13 protein-coding genes are annotated in these 16,514 nt (G+C 58.6%); 8 read left to right on the top strand and 5 right to left on the bottom strand.

Going from position 1 to position 16,514, the window contains the following annotated elements:
• Positions 1-135 precede the first annotated feature (135 nt).
• Both FFI94_RS29135 and FFI94_RS29130 read left to right on the top strand, forming a co-directional pair.
• Positions 136-792: an ankyrin repeat domain-containing protein gene (locus tag FFI94_RS29135; protein WP_397495522.1), complete on the top strand. Its 657-nt coding sequence runs from the start codon at positions 136-138 to the stop codon at positions 790-792.
• 111 nt (positions 793-903) lie between these two features.
• The gene (locus FFI94_RS29130) at positions 904-1,710 is read left to right on the top strand and encodes an alpha/beta hydrolase (protein ID WP_138870893.1); all 807 of its coding nucleotides are present in this window, start codon (positions 904-906) and stop codon (positions 1,708-1,710) included.
• A gap of 28 nt (positions 1,711-1,738) precedes the next feature.
• On the opposite strand, the gene FFI94_RS29125 is transcribed toward FFI94_RS29130, so the two are convergent.
• From FFI94_RS29125 to FFI94_RS29110, 4 genes are all read right to left on the bottom strand, one after another.
• Entirely contained in the window at positions 1,739-2,929 is a 1,191-nt protein-coding gene (locus FFI94_RS29125) for a lipid-transfer protein (protein ID WP_033233703.1), read from the bottom strand.
• Entirely contained in the window at positions 2,926-3,402 is a 477-nt protein-coding gene (locus FFI94_RS29120; RefSeq protein ID WP_033233702.1) for a Zn-ribbon domain-containing OB-fold protein, read from the bottom strand. The genes FFI94_RS29125 and FFI94_RS29120 overlap by 4 nt, the downstream gene beginning before the upstream one ends.
• Before the next feature lie 114 nt (positions 3,403-3,516).
• Positions 3,517-5,214 carry an FAD-dependent oxidoreductase gene (locus FFI94_RS29115; protein ID WP_138870892.1) on the bottom strand — a complete coding sequence of 566 codons (1,698 nt, stop codon included), beginning with the start codon at positions 5,212-5,214 and terminating at the stop codon, positions 3,517-3,519.
• Positions 5,215-5,253: 39 nt separating this feature from the next.
• A complete protein-coding gene (locus tag FFI94_RS29110; protein ID WP_138870891.1) occupies positions 5,254-6,279 on the bottom strand; it encodes a diiron oxygenase in 1,026 nt (341 codons plus the stop codon).
• A 264-nt stretch (positions 6,280-6,543) separates the two neighbouring features.
• Between FFI94_RS29110 and FFI94_RS29105 the strand changes: the two genes are divergently transcribed.
• From FFI94_RS29105 to FFI94_RS29090, 4 genes are all read left to right on the top strand, one after another.
• Positions 6,544-7,392 carry an SDR family oxidoreductase gene (locus FFI94_RS29105; protein ID WP_397495521.1) on the top strand — a complete coding sequence of 283 codons (849 nt, stop codon included), beginning with the start codon at positions 6,544-6,546 and terminating at the stop codon, positions 7,390-7,392.
• A 158-nt stretch (positions 7,393-7,550) separates the two neighbouring features.
• On the top strand, positions 7,551-8,837 hold the full coding sequence (locus FFI94_RS29100; protein WP_138870890.1) for a sensor histidine kinase: 1,287 nt from the start codon (positions 7,551-7,553) through the stop codon (positions 8,835-8,837).
• A 101-nt stretch (positions 8,838-8,938) separates the two neighbouring features.
• Positions 8,939-10,240, top strand: a complete 1,302-nt coding sequence (locus FFI94_RS29095) for a sensor histidine kinase (RefSeq protein ID WP_138870889.1) — start codon at positions 8,939-8,941, stop codon at positions 10,238-10,240.
• Positions 10,237-10,905, top strand: coding sequence for a response regulator transcription factor (locus FFI94_RS29090; RefSeq protein ID WP_138870888.1), 669 nt, complete (start codon positions 10,237-10,239; stop codon positions 10,903-10,905). The genes FFI94_RS29095 and FFI94_RS29090 overlap by 4 nt, the downstream gene beginning before the upstream one ends.
• A 441-nt stretch (positions 10,906-11,346) precedes the next feature.
• Here FFI94_RS29090 and lanKC read toward each other — a convergent pair whose 3' ends face one another.
• Positions 11,347-14,016, bottom strand: a complete 2,670-nt coding sequence (gene lanKC, locus FFI94_RS29085) for a class III lanthionine synthetase LanKC (RefSeq protein WP_138870887.1) — start codon at positions 14,014-14,016, stop codon at positions 11,347-11,349.
• 505 nt (positions 14,017-14,521) lie between these two features.
• Here lanKC and FFI94_RS29080 point away from each other — a divergent pair.
• Together FFI94_RS29080 and FFI94_RS29075 are read left to right on the top strand one after the other, a co-directional pair.
• Positions 14,522-15,715 carry an acetyl-CoA C-acyltransferase gene (locus FFI94_RS29080; protein WP_138870886.1) on the top strand — a complete coding sequence of 398 codons (1,194 nt, stop codon included), beginning with the start codon at positions 14,522-14,524 and terminating at the stop codon, positions 15,713-15,715.
• 28 nt (positions 15,716-15,743) lie between these two features.
• Positions 15,744-16,505, top strand: coding sequence for a 3-hydroxyacyl-CoA dehydrogenase (locus tag FFI94_RS29075; RefSeq protein WP_138870885.1), 762 nt, complete (start codon positions 15,744-15,746; stop codon positions 16,503-16,505).
• The last annotated feature ends 9 nt before the right edge of the window (positions 16,506-16,514 follow it).

Below are 16,514 nucleotides of genomic sequence, written 5' to 3'. Positions count from 1 at the left end.
TGGTGAGTGCGACGCGGTGTAGTCCTGTCAGATCTTTACCCACGCGAGGCGTTGGCTAATCACCTGGCGCAAGGTGGTGACCAAGGTCCCGCCGCGAGCGATATCGAACTTTCGCGTTGTGGAACACTGTGAGCCGTGAAGCGGATGTCGGGAATCGTTCTTGCTGCAGGCGTTGTTCTTGCCGGGGCCGGCTGCGGTTCGGCGGCGTCACCTGCAACGTCGTCGTCTGCCCCGGCGCCGGCTGAGGTGTCTGAGTCACCCGTCGCCCCGGCTCAATCGACTGCCCCGGCTCAGTCGACACCCGAATCCGAGCGTGCGCTGATCAAGGCCACCAAGGCCAACGACGTGGAGGCCGCAACCGCCCTGATCTTGGCCGGCGCTGACGTGAACGCCAAGGATTCCATTCAAGATTCGGCTTTCCTGTATGCCGGAGCGGAAGGTTTGAACGAGATCCTCGCGTTGACACTCAGTCACGGGGCGGATGTCTACAGTGTCAACCGATTCGGTGGTACTGCCTTGATTCCCGCCAGCGAGCACGCGCACGTCGATACTGTTCGGATGCTGATCGCGGCGGGGGTGCCTGTCAATCACGTCAATGACCCGGGGTGGACGGCATTGCTCGAGGCTGTGGTCTACGGCGACGGTTCGCCGCGCTACCTCGATGTGATCACGCAACTGCTCGACGCCGGGGCGGATCAGAATATCAAGGACGCGGACGGACGGACTGCGTTGGAGAATGCGCAGAATCGTGGACAGGCCGATGTTGTTGCACTGCTGACTTCGCGGCGCTGACGGCACCACACGGAGTTCGGACCCGTCGGTTTTGATTGGCGAAATAGGGGTATCCCCGCTGGGCTTGATGTCTCGCCCGAAGTGATCGCCCATCCGACTCGAAGGAAACACATGAAGATTTCCCGTGTATTCACTGCAATTCTGTCGGTAGTGGTGGTGTCGAGTGCCGGAATCATCCTCGGTTCCGGCGGCGCGAGTGCCGCGCCCCAGCCCACCGTGGTCCTGGTCCACGGGGCATTTGCCGACGCGACAAGTTGGGACGGTGTGGCTGCCGATTTACGTTCGCGAGGCTATGAGGTTGTGACTCCGGATAATCCGCTGCGGGGGCCGTCGTACGACGCGGCGGTGATCGAGAAGACCGTCGCGGATATCGACGGGCCTGTTGTCCTGGTAGGGCATTCGTACGGTGGTGCAGTGATCACGAATGTCCACAATCCCAACGTGCAGTCGATGGTGTACATCGCGGCGTTCGCGCCGATGCAAGGTGAGCCGGTTCAGCTCACGATCGACCCGATTCGTTTCCCGGGAAGTCAATTGCTTCCTCCGGCACTGGCTGTGAAGGTCGTCGACGATGCGCATGCGATAGGCGGCAAGAACCTCGACGGATATGTGACCGACGAGTACTTCCATTCGGTCTTTGCGCAGGATGTCTCCGAGGAAACCGCGGCAACGATGTTGGCGCATCAGAAGTCGATCGCGTTGTGGGCCAATCTGGAACTGAGTGGTCCGCCGTCGTGGGCGAATACCCCGACGTGGTACCTCGTGGCCGGTGACGATCGGGTGATTCCGCCTACCGCACAACGGTTCATGGCCAATCGAATGGGTGCGCACACCAGTGAACTCCCCACGTCACACGCCTCGCTGGTCTCACAGCCCAGCGCAGTCGCAGACGTGATCGTGGCGGCCGCTCACAGTTAAGTGCGCGACCGCCACGAGATAGAGCAGGTTAAGCGGAAACGATCACCGAGGAGCCGTGGCCGAAGAGGCCCTGGTTAGCGGTGATGCCGATGCGAGCGCCTTCGACCTGACGGCCTTCGGCTTGTCCGCGCAGCTGCCAGGTGAGCTCGCACACCTGCGCAAGCGCCTGTGCGGGAACAGCTTCACCGAAGCAGGCGAGGCCACCGGACGGATTGACCGGGATGCGGCCACCGATGGTGGTGTCGCCTGCACGCAAAAGATGTTCGGCCTCGCCGCGCTTGCATAGTGCGAGATCTTCGATCCAGTCGAGTTCGACGGACGTGGCGAGGTCGTACACCTCGGCGACGTCGACGTCCTCGGGTGAGATGCCGGCTTCCTCGTACGCTGCGTAGCCGATGGATTCCTTGAACGTGCGCTCTGGAGCCGACACAGCGGAGCTGGAATCGGTCGAGAAGTTCGGCATGTCCATGATCGTCTGCGGGAACGTCGGAGTGACCGTCGAAATCGCCTTGATGCGAACAGGTTCCGCGATACCCATCTTGCGGGCGTATTCCATCGACGTCAGCAGGATGGCTGCGCCGCCGTCGGAGGTGGCGCAGATGTCGAGGAGGTGCAGCGGGTTGGACACCACGGGGGAGGCCAGCACGTTTTCGACGGTGACTTCCTTGCGGTAACGCGCGTTGGGGTTGCTCAGTCCGTGCTTCGCGTTCTTCACCTTCACGTTGGCGAAGTCCTCGGCGGTGGCGCCGTACAGATCGATGCGTCGACGCGCGTTGAGTGCGAAGTATGCCGGGTTGGTCATGCCCATGAGGCGGAAGCGCAGCCAGTCCGGGTCGTCCCAACGCTCACCGGCGACGGGTGCGAGGAAGCCTTTGGGGGTGGTGTCCGCACCGACGACCAGGGCAACCTCGCTGAGGCCGGCCAGGATTCGGGCGCGAGCGGTGTCGAGTGCCTGCGCACCCGTCGCGCACGCTGCGTACGACGTGGCGACGCGGGCGCCGTTCCAGCCGAGAGCCTGAGCGAAGGTGGCTCCGGCTACGTATCCGCCGTATCCGTTGCGGACGGTCTCGCCGCCGACGATGAAGTCGACGTCTTTCCAGTCCACACCCGAATCGGCGAGGGCAGCGCGAGCGGCGGCGACGCCGTACTTCACGAATGACTGGCCCCACTTGCCCCACGGGTGCATACCTACACCGAGTACTGCAACGTCCTTGCTCATGACTGCGACTCCTGATCAGCTGCGGCGACAGGCTTCCAGCGCCACGTCGTACGAACTCCGGTTTCGTCGGTGTACAGCGGCTCGACAACCAATTCGACGGTATTGCCGACCTTGAGATCGTCGACGCCGAATCCGTCGGCTACCTGGCCGAGGATGACAATGCCCTCGGGCAATTCGACTGCGGCCAGTGCAAACGGCACGTACGGGTCGGAGCTGGGGATGTACGGCGGCGGCGGCTGGTACTGCGCGTCGGTGTACGACCACACCGTGCCGCGGCGGGAGAGTTCTACGTCGCCGAACTCTTCGCCCGAGCAGCTCGGGTTCTTGCAGAACGTGGTCTCGCGCGGGAAGGAAATGGTGCCGCAGGATTGGCACTTCGTGCCGATCAGAGCCGGTTCGGGGCCGGTGGTGAACCAACCCTCCACCGCAGGTGTCACGCTGCCGCTCGGTGCCGACGTTGCAGTCTCGCTCATGCAAACCTCATCTGGTGGGCGTGCCGGATCCGAGGATCGTGGCCCGCTGTGCCGCTTACTGGAACAGGTTGCAGTATTACACGATAAGCAGCGCAGATGGGTCGAAACTTTCGGTCAGTGGGACGCTTTCCAGAGCGTTCGACGCGGTGGTTTCACCTCGCGTGCGGCTTTGACGATGGACGACACTTCACCCTGGTCGAGGATCTTCTCCCGAACGCGTCCGTGCGCAACGCCGCGATCAACTTCGGCTTTGTCGATTGCATGCCAACCGGCGCGATCGACGACGGCATTTTGTCGCGCCCGGACGAGCCGATCGAGGGCGGCTGCGTCGGGGGTCGGGGTGCGTAGACGTCCGTGGTTGAAGTCGTCGACGAGCATGCGGACAGTTTCCTGGGCGCAGGATTTGTTGGTGCCGATGTAGCCGCTGGGTCCGCGCTTGATCCAGCCCGTCGCGTAGACGCCGGGGGTGCCTGTGACACGGCCCCCTTCGTTCGGGATCACCGAGGCCTTGTCGTCGAATGGAACACCGTCGATGGGAACACCTCGGTATCCGATGGACGTGAGAACCAAGCCGGCATTGATGGTTTCCGTGTCTCCGGTGGCTTCGATGCGGACAATTCCATCGACGTCGACCAGCGCGTTGCGATCGAATTCGACCCCGGTGACGCGATCCTCGCCGGAAATCGCGGTTGGTGTCAGGAGATAGCGCAAGGTGATGCGTTTGCTTCCGACTTCGACGTGATCACGATTCTTCAGCGCCTCGAGGAGTCGGAGTTTCTGCTCGACAGCGTGCGGCAGTGACTCGGCTTTCTCGGTGATCGGGTCGAGGACCATGTCATCCGGTCCGACGGACAGTTCGATATCCGGTAGCGCCATCAGGCCGGTGAATTCGGGAACCGTGAAGGCGGATTGCGCAATTCCGCGTCGGCCGACGATCACTACCTCTTCGACGCGGCTCTTCCGCAATGCTGCGAGCGCGTGGGCCGAGATGTCGGTGCCGGCCAGCTTTTCGGGATCTGCCGTCAGAATGCGGGCGACATCGAGCGCGACGTTGCCGTTTCCGATGATGACGGCCCGCCGCTGTGAGAGGTCGAAGACGTCGTCGGCATGATCGGGATGACCGTTGTACCAGGCCACGAAATCGGTGGCCGACGCAGTTCCCGCGAGGTCAGCGCCTGGGATGCCCAGGCCGCGGTCCTTGGACGCGCCGACGGCGTAGAGGACGGCATGGTGATTCTCGAGGAGTTCGTCGTGAGTGACGTGTTGACCGATCTCCACGTTGAGGTAGAACTCGAAACCCCGCTGCGTGGCGATCTTGTCGAAGAGTCGCGTGACCTGTTTGGTCTTCTGATGATCGGGTGCCACGCCGGCGCGCACCAAGCCGTAGGGGACGGGTAGCCGGTCGAAGACATTGACCTGTACGCCGGGCTGTGTCAGCAACTCGTCCGCCGCGTACATAGCGGACGGACCGGAGCCGACGATCGCCACTCGCAGCGGCGGACGCTCCTGGTCGATAGTCGCGGCTGGGATCACCTTGGCAAGTAGCGGGCGGGGCCGCTGCTCCTTGTAGAAATCTGCATTGATCGAGAGGAAAACCCGTTGCGGTTCAGCTAGTTTCGACTCGGGAACGATAGCGTCGACCGGGCAGGCAGAGACGCATGCGCCGCAGTCGACGCAGGCCTGTGGATCGATGTGCAGCATCTCGGCGGTGAGGAAATCCGGTTCGTCCGGCGTCGGATGAATGCAGTTGACCGGGCAGGCGTAGACGCACGAGGCGTCGCTGCAGCAGGACTGCGTGACTACGTGTGGCATGGCGGTAGGGTCCGATCTCGGCTAATGCGGCAGTGTTTCTTATGCGGCAGCGTTGTGTGCGCTGCGGTGGGGTTCGCTGCGGAAACGTGATGCGCGGCCGTCCATCTTGCAGGCCTTCCACACCAATCGTGATGCACGGTTCATCAAACCTGTTTCGGTCGCGAGCATGCGGACGTCGCCGAAGTAGTTGCGCAGCGTCTGACGCGATTCCGGTAGCTCCCAGAACAGGTCCTTCTTGACGGACTTCGGGATGTCGAACTGATTCCAGAAGGTCTTCGGCGGAATCACGATGGCATCGCACAGAATTCGCATGGTGATCGGGAAGAGGAGTGAAAGGACAAAGCGGCTCGGCCGTGACATCAGCGGAATGCGTCGGCTCAGGAGCTTGTGTGCAAACGAGATGTGTCGTGCTTCTTCGGCAACGTGAATTGCCATGACGGAAGCCATGATCGGGTGGATATCGCCCCCGGAGCGCAGGATGCTCTTCTGGATGTGGTCGATAGGTTCTTCGCCTGCAAGGACGCCGACGAAAAAGAGTTCAGGAAAGGGGCCGGCAGCAAGCGGAATGAACGGCGCCACCATGCGCATCATGCGATTCATGCCCGGAGCGTCAGCGCCGATACGGTTCACCATTTCCTGGAACATCATGGTGTGGTTGCACTCTTCGACGGACTCATGAGTGCAGTACCGAGCCTCGGCCGACTGGTTGGGCAGTGCAAAGACGTACTGCATCATGCCGCGGATCAAGATGTTCTCGAACTGCAGGCCGACCTTCGCGACATTGGCCTGACGCCACATCCCGATTTCGATTTGCTTGTCGACCGACTGTGCCTGGTACCACGGATGAGCACCAAGCGGATCCGTCTCGGCCGGGAGGATCCAGCGAGTATCTCCTGGGGTGACCGCAAACTCGGGGGAGTCCCAATCGATGTCCAGATAGGGATCGAAGTGCTTGTTCACGGATCCCTCGGACAGGAGGCGAAGTGTCTCGTTGTACGTGTCGTCGGATGCTTCAGCGTTCTTGTCGAACGGCATGTTCTTGTTGAACGGCGTAGTGAGCGTCATGTTGCGTCTCCCTCTTCGTCGTGGTCACCGCTGGTCTTACGTGCGGTTTCGGTGGTATCGAGGGCCGGTTCGTGTGATCGCAGGCACTCGGTCTGGCTTTAATGTAACCACAGGTATCAGGAAAAGCTAGTCCCAGACAGTTCGGAGATGACCTACTGATGAGTAGCTTTGTGGACTTGGCGTCAGGAGAGGATCCATGGCAAATGGGCGCGCAATAACTTACTGCTCGGTAATCTCGTGAAACTACAGAAAAAGGGACGGAAGATGACGATGATCAGCAGGCTTGTGGGCAATTTCGTGTTGAATCCGCCTACGCGGCTTCGTTCGCTGCTACCGCTGCCTGGCGTCAATCTTTCGGAGAAAACCATCGTGCTGACCGGTGCGTCGTCCGGCATCGGGGAGGCAACCGCGCACTTGCTGGCGGCTCGCGGCGCCGAGATGATCCTGGTTGCCCGGGGCCTTGACGAACTCGAACGGGTGCGTGACGACATCCACCGAGAAGGAGGGTGGGCACACGTCATGCCTGCGGATCTCTCGAACGGCGAAAGCGTCGACGAACTGGCCGACTCGATAGGTGACCAGTTCGGGACCGTCGATGTTCTGATCAACAACGCGGGTCGCTCGATTCGTCGCAGTGCTATTGATTCCGTGGAACGGTTCCACGATTACGAGCGGACGATGGCACTCAACTACTTCGGTCCGGCGCGACTGACCCTTCGACTCCTGCCGTCGATGCTCGAGGCAGGTTCCGGTCATATCGTCAACGTTGGCACGTGGGGTGTGAGCGCCGGCGTGATGCCCAGGTTCAGTGCGTATCACGCGTCGAAGTCCGCGCTCAGTGCCTTCGGGCGTAGTCTCGGCGCCGAATGTCATGGCACAGGAGTTGATGTCAGTACCGTGCAATTTCCGCTGATTCGCACCCCCATGATTGCGCCCACCGCCGATTACGTCAGCCAACCGGCATTGACGGCGGATCAGGCAGCGTCATGGATTCTGCGGGCAATCGAAACGCGGCCGATCGAATTGTATCCGCGTTACGCCGGCCTACTCAGGGCCATTGGTGCTATATCACCTTCTGCGACAGATGCTTTGGTACGACGGTCTGGCATCTGAAATCGCCATACCGCCGAATTTCGTGAACGCTGAATCTGATTGTCGCGACTTACACAATCGGCGAATATCGCCCGTAGTAGAAGCGCGTATGAGCATAATTTGAAGCAGGCGAATGCGTAATATCTTGAAAATAGCATCATATTAGAGGGGAATAACTAGTGGCAGACATTCGCCGGAAACCCGTGCGGGTCAGGGAGATTTCGCTGCATGCTCGCGGAATTCTGTCGCGGAACCCAGCCGTATTGGCGGTCACTGCCGGAATTCTCAGCGTCGTGTGGGTGCTCGGTGCAACCTGGTCGGTGGCGCGGGGTAGTGGCTATTCGGGGGATCCGGCTGGGGGCAACCCGGGTGTTCTCGTCACGGCAATGCTCATTCTGACTGTCTTGACAGTGCTCGCCTGTTTCCGTCGGCGGTATCCGGTGTGGATGTATCTTCTGACCCTCGTCGGCACAGTGGCTCTGGCCCTGCTGCTCGAGGATCGAGTAGCAGCGGCGACTCCGCTGTACTGGTTTGCGATCATAGTCATGGCTGGGAGAACTATCGGAAGTCGTTTGGTGCTCCTGACAATTGTCGGAATGATCGCGGACTTGTGGATGACAACGCGATTTCGAGTAACCGCAGTAGGTGAAAGCCTGACACTTGCTCAGGTCCCGGCAGGGGAGTTGCCGGAGTTCTTGTTAGCGCCCGTTGTGAACATCATGACCAGCTACGTGCTCATGATCGCCATCGGGAAAGTTGTGCAGAGATATCGGTGGCAAACGTCCGCCAGTGCCGCTGCCATCGAGCAAGTGCACCTGAACAGTGAAGCCCGAATAAGCGATGCGATCACAGAGGAACGCCAGAATATGGCGCGCGAACTGCACGACGTCGCCGCACATCACCTCACCGGTCTGCTCATCCAAGCCAGGTCGGCGGACAAATTGTTCACCTCCAACCCCACTCAAGCGAAGGCACTGCTAGGAGGCGTGATCGATCATGGTGATCGCGCACTGAACAGTTTGCGTCAAACTGTGGGGATTCTGCGGTTGGGAGAAGTCGATCCAAAGTATCCGCAACCGATGATCGCGGACATCCCGGAACTGGTGGAAGGCTGCCGCGCGTCCATTCCGTCTTTGGAACTTGATCTCGAGGATAGTTTCACCGAACTCGACAGTGCCGTGCAGCTATCGTCCTATCGAGTTGTGCAGGAGGCGTTGTCGAACATTCTCCGACATGCACCGGAGAGTTCCGCCAAGGTCACATTGCGTCGTGAGCGTGATTCGATCAGCGTCGACATCACCAATATTGCTGGCAGAGTAACGCCCGCGACAGATGGTCAGAGTCTGGGGATTTCGGGAATGCGTGAACGCGTCACCCTTCTGGGCGGATCCCTTCTCGCCGGCCCCAACGACAACGGTTGGACTGTAAAGGCGGTCATTCCCACTGCCGGGCAGATCATCGGGTAGTTACTTCACGGCAAAATCGGGCAAAATTCATCCAGGACGTCTGTCCGATTGATAGCTTGAGGCACGCTACAGAGTTCAATCCTTCGTGGAAGGACGTGCCGGTGACATACTCCAGTGTGGTTGGTGAGGCGGAAAACGACGACGCCGAGAAAGCAGCCACGTGGGACTGGTGGGAAATGGCCGTGGGCTCGCAGCTTTCTTTCCTAGCCCGCATCGGTGTTCTATTGGCGGGTGTGCTGAGTATGACCTATTTGGTCGTTGCTTTGTTGAGTGCAAATACTTTTCCGAAGAATTCGGAGGCTCAACTCGACTACAAGCAACTTCTTGGTCCGGTTCTGGTTATTGTTATCAACACAATTGCATTGGCAAATTCACGTCGGCACCCAATAATTTTCTACACGATCAGTGTTATCTCGATGATGGTACTTGCGTTTGTACTGGATGATCGTGCCGCGGCAGTGACGCCACTCTACTGGATTTCGATTTTTGTTCTCGCAATCTTCACGGAAGGGCGTAGCTTTGTTCTAGCTGCCTCGCTGGGATTGAGTGCTGACATTATTGTCAGCACTTATCTGCGATCGGACGACCTCGATTCTGCATCTTCGGTCGCTGCAATTGCCGGCTTGTCGATTAATCCGGCGGTAAACGTCGTAATTAGCTATGGGCTCATTGTCGCATTGGGAAAAGTTATTCAGAATCAGCGTCGTCATAAGCTTGCCGATGGCGCGAGGATTCAGCGGTTGAAAGAGGAGAGGGACACGGCTGTCGAAGTGGCGGTGGCAGACGAACGAACACGCATGGCACGTGAACTACATGATGTATCCGCACATCATCTGACCGCTGTAATAATACAGGGCAAAGCAGCTTCGGAGATATTCGAGAGCGCACCTGGTGAGGTTCCGAATTTACTAGTTGGAGTTATTGACCAGGGCGAAAGAGCGCTTCGAAGTTTGCGCCAGCTCGTTGGGGTCCTACGGATCGGGACCACTGAATCGCAAGAGCCTCAACCGTCAATCCGAGCGGTGCTGAGCCTTGTAGAGGGGTGTCGCAGTTCTGGTCTGATTGTCACGGCCGAAATTGACGGTGACCTTTCAGGCATTGACAGCGGCATACAGGTTTCTTGCTACCGCATCGTTCAGGAAAGTCTGTCGAATGCTCTCCGCCATGCGCATGGTAGCCGAGTTTCGGTTTCAATAAAAAGGAATGAAGGCGATTTGACGATATTAGTTGAAAACAGCGCAGGAGAGTCTCTCGAACGTACATTGAGCGGCCAGGGGCTGGGATTGATTGGGCTCAGGGAACGCGCCGAGTCTCTGGGTGGTTCTTTTGATGCAGGGTATTCCGGCGACGGTTCATGGAAAGTCCGGGTTGGAATTCCACTTGAAAGGCAAATTCGAGGATGATTACAGTTCTCATAGTTGACGATCAGTCGATAGTCAGACGTGGGTTAAGGCTATTTTTGACGAACTGCATAGACGTATGTGTGGTTGGAGAAGCGGACTCCGGGCCGAGTGCTATACGTCAAGCTGTCTTGCTTGATCCGGATGTAATATTGATGGATATACGAATGCCGGAGGGTGACGGGCTTTCTGCCGCGGAGGTCATTCTCGGCAAGCGTCCTTCGCAGAAAATTATCATCATTACGACTTTTGGACATGATGACTATTTGTACTCATCTATTGATCTTGGCGTCTCAGGATTTATTTTGAAAGATATTGATCCTAGTGAGTTGTCACAAGCGATCTACACTTCACACAAGGGTGGAACTGTTATCAGTCCGAGCTTGCTCGGCAGTCTGACAAGAGAATTTGGTCGTCGTTCTGTTTCCTCTGTTGAGCAAGCCCGTCGAGTTGACGTCGCTTCGAATTCCTTGACTTCTCGCGAAGTGGAAATTGTACACTGCTTGGCACAAGGTCTGAGCAACGATGAAATCTCGGCGAAGCTAAGCATTGAGGTGACTACTATCAAATCTCATCTTGGTCGTATATCGAGCAAGATCGGAACGAAAAGCAGGCTCCAAACTGCAATCTGGGCCTATAGATCCGGACTTGTTGACATTCAAGCCTAGGGGCAGAAACTGCTCTTTGGGTGAGTGATTGGCCGCGGATCCGGAGATCCGCGGCCATCCGCCTTAGCAGAGAGCGACGCTCAGGGCGCTCCAGGAATACACGTCATCATCAAATTGTCCCGTTGTTGTTCCCGATACGGCGATCTCTTGAAATTCGAGTATGGACATCATGATGAACAACCTTTCATTCTGAGGTACTTCAGTTTTATCTTTGCCCTCGTCGGGCAGAGATTGATTACGATTAACCAGCTCGTGTGTGTCGTTAACACTTAGAGGGATGATCCGTTTGGCGTCCATTTTGCGTATGCGCTAAGTGTGCATGCGCCTGCCTGAAATGGTACTCAAACTTAATCTTGGGCGCCAAGTAATGCGACAGTGGTCCTTTCTCTTTACCTCCCTGTTGTTCCTTGATTCGCTCCTGATTTTTCTAACCAGGGTTGATTAGGCCATCGAGTGATCGGTGGTCAGTCTCGTATTATTCGCAGGAAATTCGCTTCCGAGGAATGGCGCTTTGGTTTCACGTGTTCCGTTGAGGCTATCGGAGTACAGGCCTAGTACATTGGAGATTCCTGCTGAGCCTGTCGCCCAGTCGGTAGAAAGACGAAGAAGTTGCTCTCCAGGAAAGTGAAGTCCAGCGTGGTCTGGAATGGCATGTAGCTGCAAACGCCTGACGTGAGAGTCCAGGTGTTCACGGGTATCGCTGTACTCTCGTCCGCTGTCGATGAGTTTGAGGAGATAGTAGATAAACCCCGCGCGCCCGTTGAACAAATTGGACTGGATGCAGAATTCTGCGGTAGCAGCACGAGTGATCTGCTCCAGAATACGTTCGTACCGAGGGGATGGGGCATGTGATGCAAGGCGCATGATCGCAAGCCCGACACCCGTGGACCCGCTGGCGATGTAGGGCAGTTTCCTCCATCGCTCATTCAGTTGGAGCGAACCGTCAGCGCATTCGATAAGCAGCGAGATGTCTTGCTCGAGAATTTCTTTGGCATTGACGAGATCGCTCTGATGCCCGAGCACTTCATACGCGCGAATCCAGAAAAGTGCCTGGCCGCTTGCGCCGCGCATGAGTCCACCTTTCCCGGTGGCGACATACAGTTGGCCGTTTTCCGACTGGATGGAATTGTTGGGGGCGTGCGTGCGGGTGAGCATGATCCGTCGAATACGATCAACCGCCGCAAGAGAGTCCGGATCGCCATAGCGGTGGTGCCGCTCCAAGAGATACAGTCCGATGCCCGCAAGCCCACTGAAGAGGTCGGTGGTCAGGGTTTCGAACGGCGTTTGATGCAATTTCTCGGTCCAAGCATCGGCCCGGCAATCCAAACCGATACTTTCGAATGTATGGGCGGCGCCGGCTAATCCGTCGTATAGACCCAGTTTGACCTGCGCCGTGCGCTCGATCTTTCGTTCAACCCACTCCGCTGTGAGGAGTTGGTCCTCCTCGCTCATTGTTGTTGTCAGTAGATTTCCGCATGCACCATGAGCGATGCCGAACGAATCTTCGGAAAATTGCGCGATGTCCCCGGGATAGAGGCGGTCATCCCGCCCAAGCTGTCGGGATTGGCGGATGCCAAGGTCGATGAGCGATCGGATGCTGTCGATGCTGTCGGCGTCATGGATTGCCCATTGCCTGACCAACTCTTCGGCGCGAAGTGCTCGAGCGCCGGCGTTATCTACGACCGAATGCGGACACAGTGCGTTGAGGATGCTGTCGCAGTAGTCATCGGAGAGTTCGAAGAGAAGACGTGCCTCTGCGACCAGCTGCTCGATCTTCCCGGCGTTGAGATCGAGAAGAACCGTGAGTGGCAAGAAGATCGAAATCTTCAGGCAAGCAAGTGAATACAGATCAGAAGCAAAACCTTCTCGGCCATCGAGGGGCGTGAAACCAGGAGCTCCCATGGATTTGACTACGGCGTCTTGTCCCTCGACGTAGGACATCTCGAAATCGATGAGCTTGACGGAGCTGTCCGGACAAACGATGACGTTATTGGGATGGAGGTCGCCGAACACGATCCGCCGTGTATGCAGGTGCTCGATGGCAGCTTGAGCTTTGTCGATGATGCCCAGAGCCCAATCGCGATATGACCGTCGATCGGATCGGGTTTCGTCAGCGCGAACCAACGGGTTGCGCGCCACCATCTCCTTGTTGAGCGTTGTGCCGAGAACAAATTCCTCCACCAGGAAGTGGTGCCCGGAGTGCTCGAAATAGTCGTATATTCCCGCTACGTATGGTGCATCGGCCAGCAGTCGAAGGATGTCACGTTCGCGTTGAAGACGAGAGACCGCGTCGCGACCATCCGGCGCGATTCCGGCGAACGGGCGTGCCTCCTTGAGGACGACCTCGGTTCCGCCGTCGTCCAACCCTTTGTACACCCCGCCGCCGTTGGAGAAATGGAGGGCGTCGACAATTTTGTACGGAAACGGTTGATCCGCGTCCACTGCGAACAGCACTTCTTTTTGTTTTTTGACAAAGTCAGGAATCTCGACCCACAGAGGTGGCTTGAATGCCGGATCGCGTACGTCCGGAACCAGTCGGCCGTTGGGATCCGTAATCGCGGGTACGAGAGTATCGAACTCGTCGCGAACATGTTTGAGAGCGAAGCCCCCATATCTTACGTAGAGAGGCCCGTCCTTCCATCGGAGGTCTGAGAGGATATACGGGCCGTCGAATCCGTGAAGAAGGTCGGCAAGGTCGTTGAGAATCTTCTCGCAGGCTTCGGGATCGGACGGATAGATTGTGATGAATTTTCCACTACTGCCTCGGTGTGCATATTTCATGTTCGAACGCAGTAACGCTGCGGAGTCCGGTAGGAACTTGAACGAGCATTCCCGTTCGATGCAATACGCGGATGTAATATCCAAGATCGACTGTGCATTCTGCATGGTGGCCGAACAGTGGATCTTCCATCCCTGCTCGGGCAGCTTCGCTGACGGAGCCTGATGATGTTGCCATCCATGGGATTCCATGGAAGTCCATCCGGTATCCAGTGTGTTGCCAGACAGTTCGTATCGACGGTTGTCGGGGCCTCGGCGCTGCGTCGGATCCTGACGAAGGCGGTCGTAGAATCGCCTGTCAGCCATGGTGTATTCGATGTACTTCACGTCCATGGGCTTCGCTTTACCTTGTCTTCGGCAAGAGCTCGTGAGGAATGTCGCTGAGTAGGAAAATGGGTCCGTAAATAATGAGTCAGTCGGTCACTCTGACCGTGTGCATCAGAATAGGGCAAAACGGATGGCTGTGGTCGTTTTCGCGGGATTTGTTGCGCGATGCAAGGTGCGTGTCGGCGGCATTAATACTTTAGTGTTAATACTTTGGTGTTAATTCCTTTTGGTGGCGGCTTCTCGGCCCCATTGTTTTAGTGTCAGACGGCGATCGAAGCGAGTGCTGCCGGTTCCGTCGCAGAGTGTGTCGCTGTCCCCACTCGTATCCGGTTCGATCTCAGTCTTGGCTCCGTGGTCACCGTTGACGTTGGCACCACCGACGTGGTAGCTATTTAACGAGCGCTAAGTCAGTGAGTTGGCTGTGCGAACCACGATCTCGGTCCGGTGCCCGATGCATGTATCTCGGGTGCCGGATCGTCTCAAGTGCACGTCCTCGAAGGGAACGAAGAAGATGACCAAGGCAGTGATCGTCGATGTAGTCCGGATCGCATCCGGCAAAGGCAAGCCAGGCGGAGCGCTGTCCGGGACGCATCCCGTCGAACTGTTGGCGCACGTCCTTCGGTCGATCGTCGAGCGCAACGGCATCGACCCCGCCCTGGTAGACGACGTCATCGGTGGTTGTGTCGGTCAGGCCGGCGAGCAGGCACTGAACATCACCCGCACCGCCGTACTCTCAGCCGGGTTCCCCGAATCCGTGCCGGCCACCACCATCGACCGCCAGTGCGGATCGAGTCAGCAGGCCGCACACTTCGCAGCCCAGGGCGTCATCGCCGGCGCCTACGACATCGTGATCGCCGCCGGTGTCGAATCCATGAGCCGTGTACCCATGGGGTTCACCTCGATGGGTAAGGACGCATCCGGCCCCGGCATCGCCGCCCGTTACCCCGAAGGCCTCGTCAACCAGGGAATCTCGGCCGAACTCATCGCGGCCAAATGGAAGTTCGATCGCGACACCCTCGACGCATTCTCCGCACAATCCCACCAGCGCGCCGCAGCAGCGGCAGCGGCAGGATTGTTCGACAAGGAAATCGTGCCGATCACGGTCACCAACGCGGCCGGCGAAACCGTAACGCACACCGTCGACGAGACCGTGCGCGCAACGACCACCGCCGAAGGCCTCGGCGGACTCAAGCCGTCGTTCTACTCCGAGACATACGCAGCACGCTTCCCCGAAGCACAGTGGCACATCACCCCCGGCAACTCGTCTCCGCTCACCGATGGCGCGTCCGCTGCTCTGATCATGAGTGAAGAGATGGCATCGAAGCTGGGCCTGACACCGCGGGCTCGCTTCCACTCGTTCTCCGTGATGGGCGACGACCCGGTCTTCATGCTCACCGCCCCGATCCCGGCCACCCACAAGGTGTTGACGCGTGCCGGACTGAGCATCGACGACATCGACACCTACGAGGTCAACGAAGCTTTCGCTCCCGTGCCGCTCGCGTGGGCACACGAATTCGGTGCCGACCCCGCCAAGCTCAACCCGAGGGGCGGAGCGATCTCCCTCGGACACGCACTCGGATCCTCCGGTACGCGTTTGCTGACGACGATGGTCAATCACCTTGAAGCCACCGGCGGACGCTACGGCCTGCAAACCATGTGTGAAGGCGCCGGCATGGCAAACGCCACCATCATCGAACGAATCTGATCCACAAACCCTTTCGAAAGGATTTCCCATGATCGTCAACGACAGCGTCGCCGTCGTCACCGGTGGCGCCTCGGGCCTCGGCCTGGCCACCGCCAAAGCCCTACTCGCCGACGGTGCCAGCGTCGTCATCATCGACCTGCCGTCCTCCAACGGTGAGGCCATCGCCAAGGAACTCGGCGACCGTGTCCGCTTCGCAGCGGCCGACGTCACCGACGAAGCAGCCGTCACCGCTGCGCTCGATCTCGCCGAAACCCTCGGCCCGATCCGCGTCACGGTCAACTGCGCCGGAATCGGCAACGCCATCAAGACCGTCAGCAAGAAGGGCGCCTTCCCGCTGGACGCGTTCAAGAAGGTCATCGACGTCAACTTGATCGGCACGTTCAACGTTCTTCGCCTTGCCGCGGAGCGGATCTCGAAGACCGAGCCCATCGACGGTGAGCGGGGTGTCATCATCAACACCGCTTCCGTTGCCGCGTACGACGGACAGATCGGTCAGGCCGCGTACTCCGCATCCAAGGGTGGCGTCGTCGGTATGACGCTCCCCATCGCCCGCGACCTCGCGTCGTTGCTGATCCGCGTCAACACCATCGCACCGGGCCTGTTCAAGACCCCACTGCTCGCCGGCCTGCCTGAAGCAGCCCAGGCGTCGCTGGGCCAGCAGGTTCCCCACCCTTCCCGCCTCGGTGATCCCAGCGAGTACGGCGCGCTGGCCGCGCACATCGTCTCCAACCCCATGCTCAACGGTGAAACAATCCGCCTCGACGGCGCAATCCGCATGGCACCGCGGTAATTTCGGTTG

It is taken from the genome of Rhodococcus sp. KBS0724, from assembly GCF_005938745.2.
Lineage (GTDB): Bacteria > Actinomycetota > Actinomycetes > Mycobacteriales > Mycobacteriaceae > Rhodococcus_F.
This window is presented reverse-complemented; position numbering and strand designations above follow the sequence as displayed.

What these genes read in the sequence shown, in the direction of transcription:
- FFI94_RS29125 (WP_033233703.1), bottom strand. Translation starts at nt 2,929, where the DNA reads ATGAGCAAGGACGTTGCAGTACTCGGTGTAGGTATGCACCCGTGGGGC.
- lanKC (WP_138870887.1), bottom strand. Translation starts at nt 14,016, where the DNA reads ATGGACGTGAAGTACATCGAATACACCATGGCTGACAGGCGATTCTAC.
- FFI94_RS29075 (WP_138870885.1), top strand. Translation starts at nt 15,744, where the DNA reads ATGATCGTCAACGACAGCGTCGCCGTCGTCACCGGTGGCGCCTCGGGC.
- FFI94_RS29105 (WP_397495521.1), top strand. Translation starts at nt 6,544, where the DNA reads ATGACGATGATCAGCAGGCTTGTGGGCAATTTCGTGTTGAATCCGCCT.
- FFI94_RS29080 (WP_138870886.1), top strand. Translation starts at nt 14,522, where the DNA reads ATGACCAAGGCAGTGATCGTCGATGTAGTCCGGATCGCATCCGGCAAA.
- FFI94_RS29090 (WP_138870888.1), top strand. Translation starts at nt 10,237, where the DNA reads ATGATTACAGTTCTCATAGTTGACGATCAGTCGATAGTCAGACGTGGG.
- FFI94_RS29120 (WP_033233702.1), bottom strand. Translation starts at nt 3,402, where the DNA reads ATGAGCGAGACTGCAACGTCGGCACCGAGCGGCAGCGTGACACCTGCG.
- FFI94_RS29110 (WP_138870891.1), bottom strand. Translation starts at nt 6,279, where the DNA reads ATGACGCTCACTACGCCGTTCAACAAGAACATGCCGTTCGACAAGAAC.
- FFI94_RS29115 (WP_138870892.1), bottom strand. Translation starts at nt 5,214, where the DNA reads ATGCCACACGTAGTCACGCAGTCCTGCTGCAGCGACGCCTCGTGCGTC.
- FFI94_RS29130 (WP_138870893.1), top strand. Translation starts at nt 904, where the DNA reads ATGAAGATTTCCCGTGTATTCACTGCAATTCTGTCGGTAGTGGTGGTG.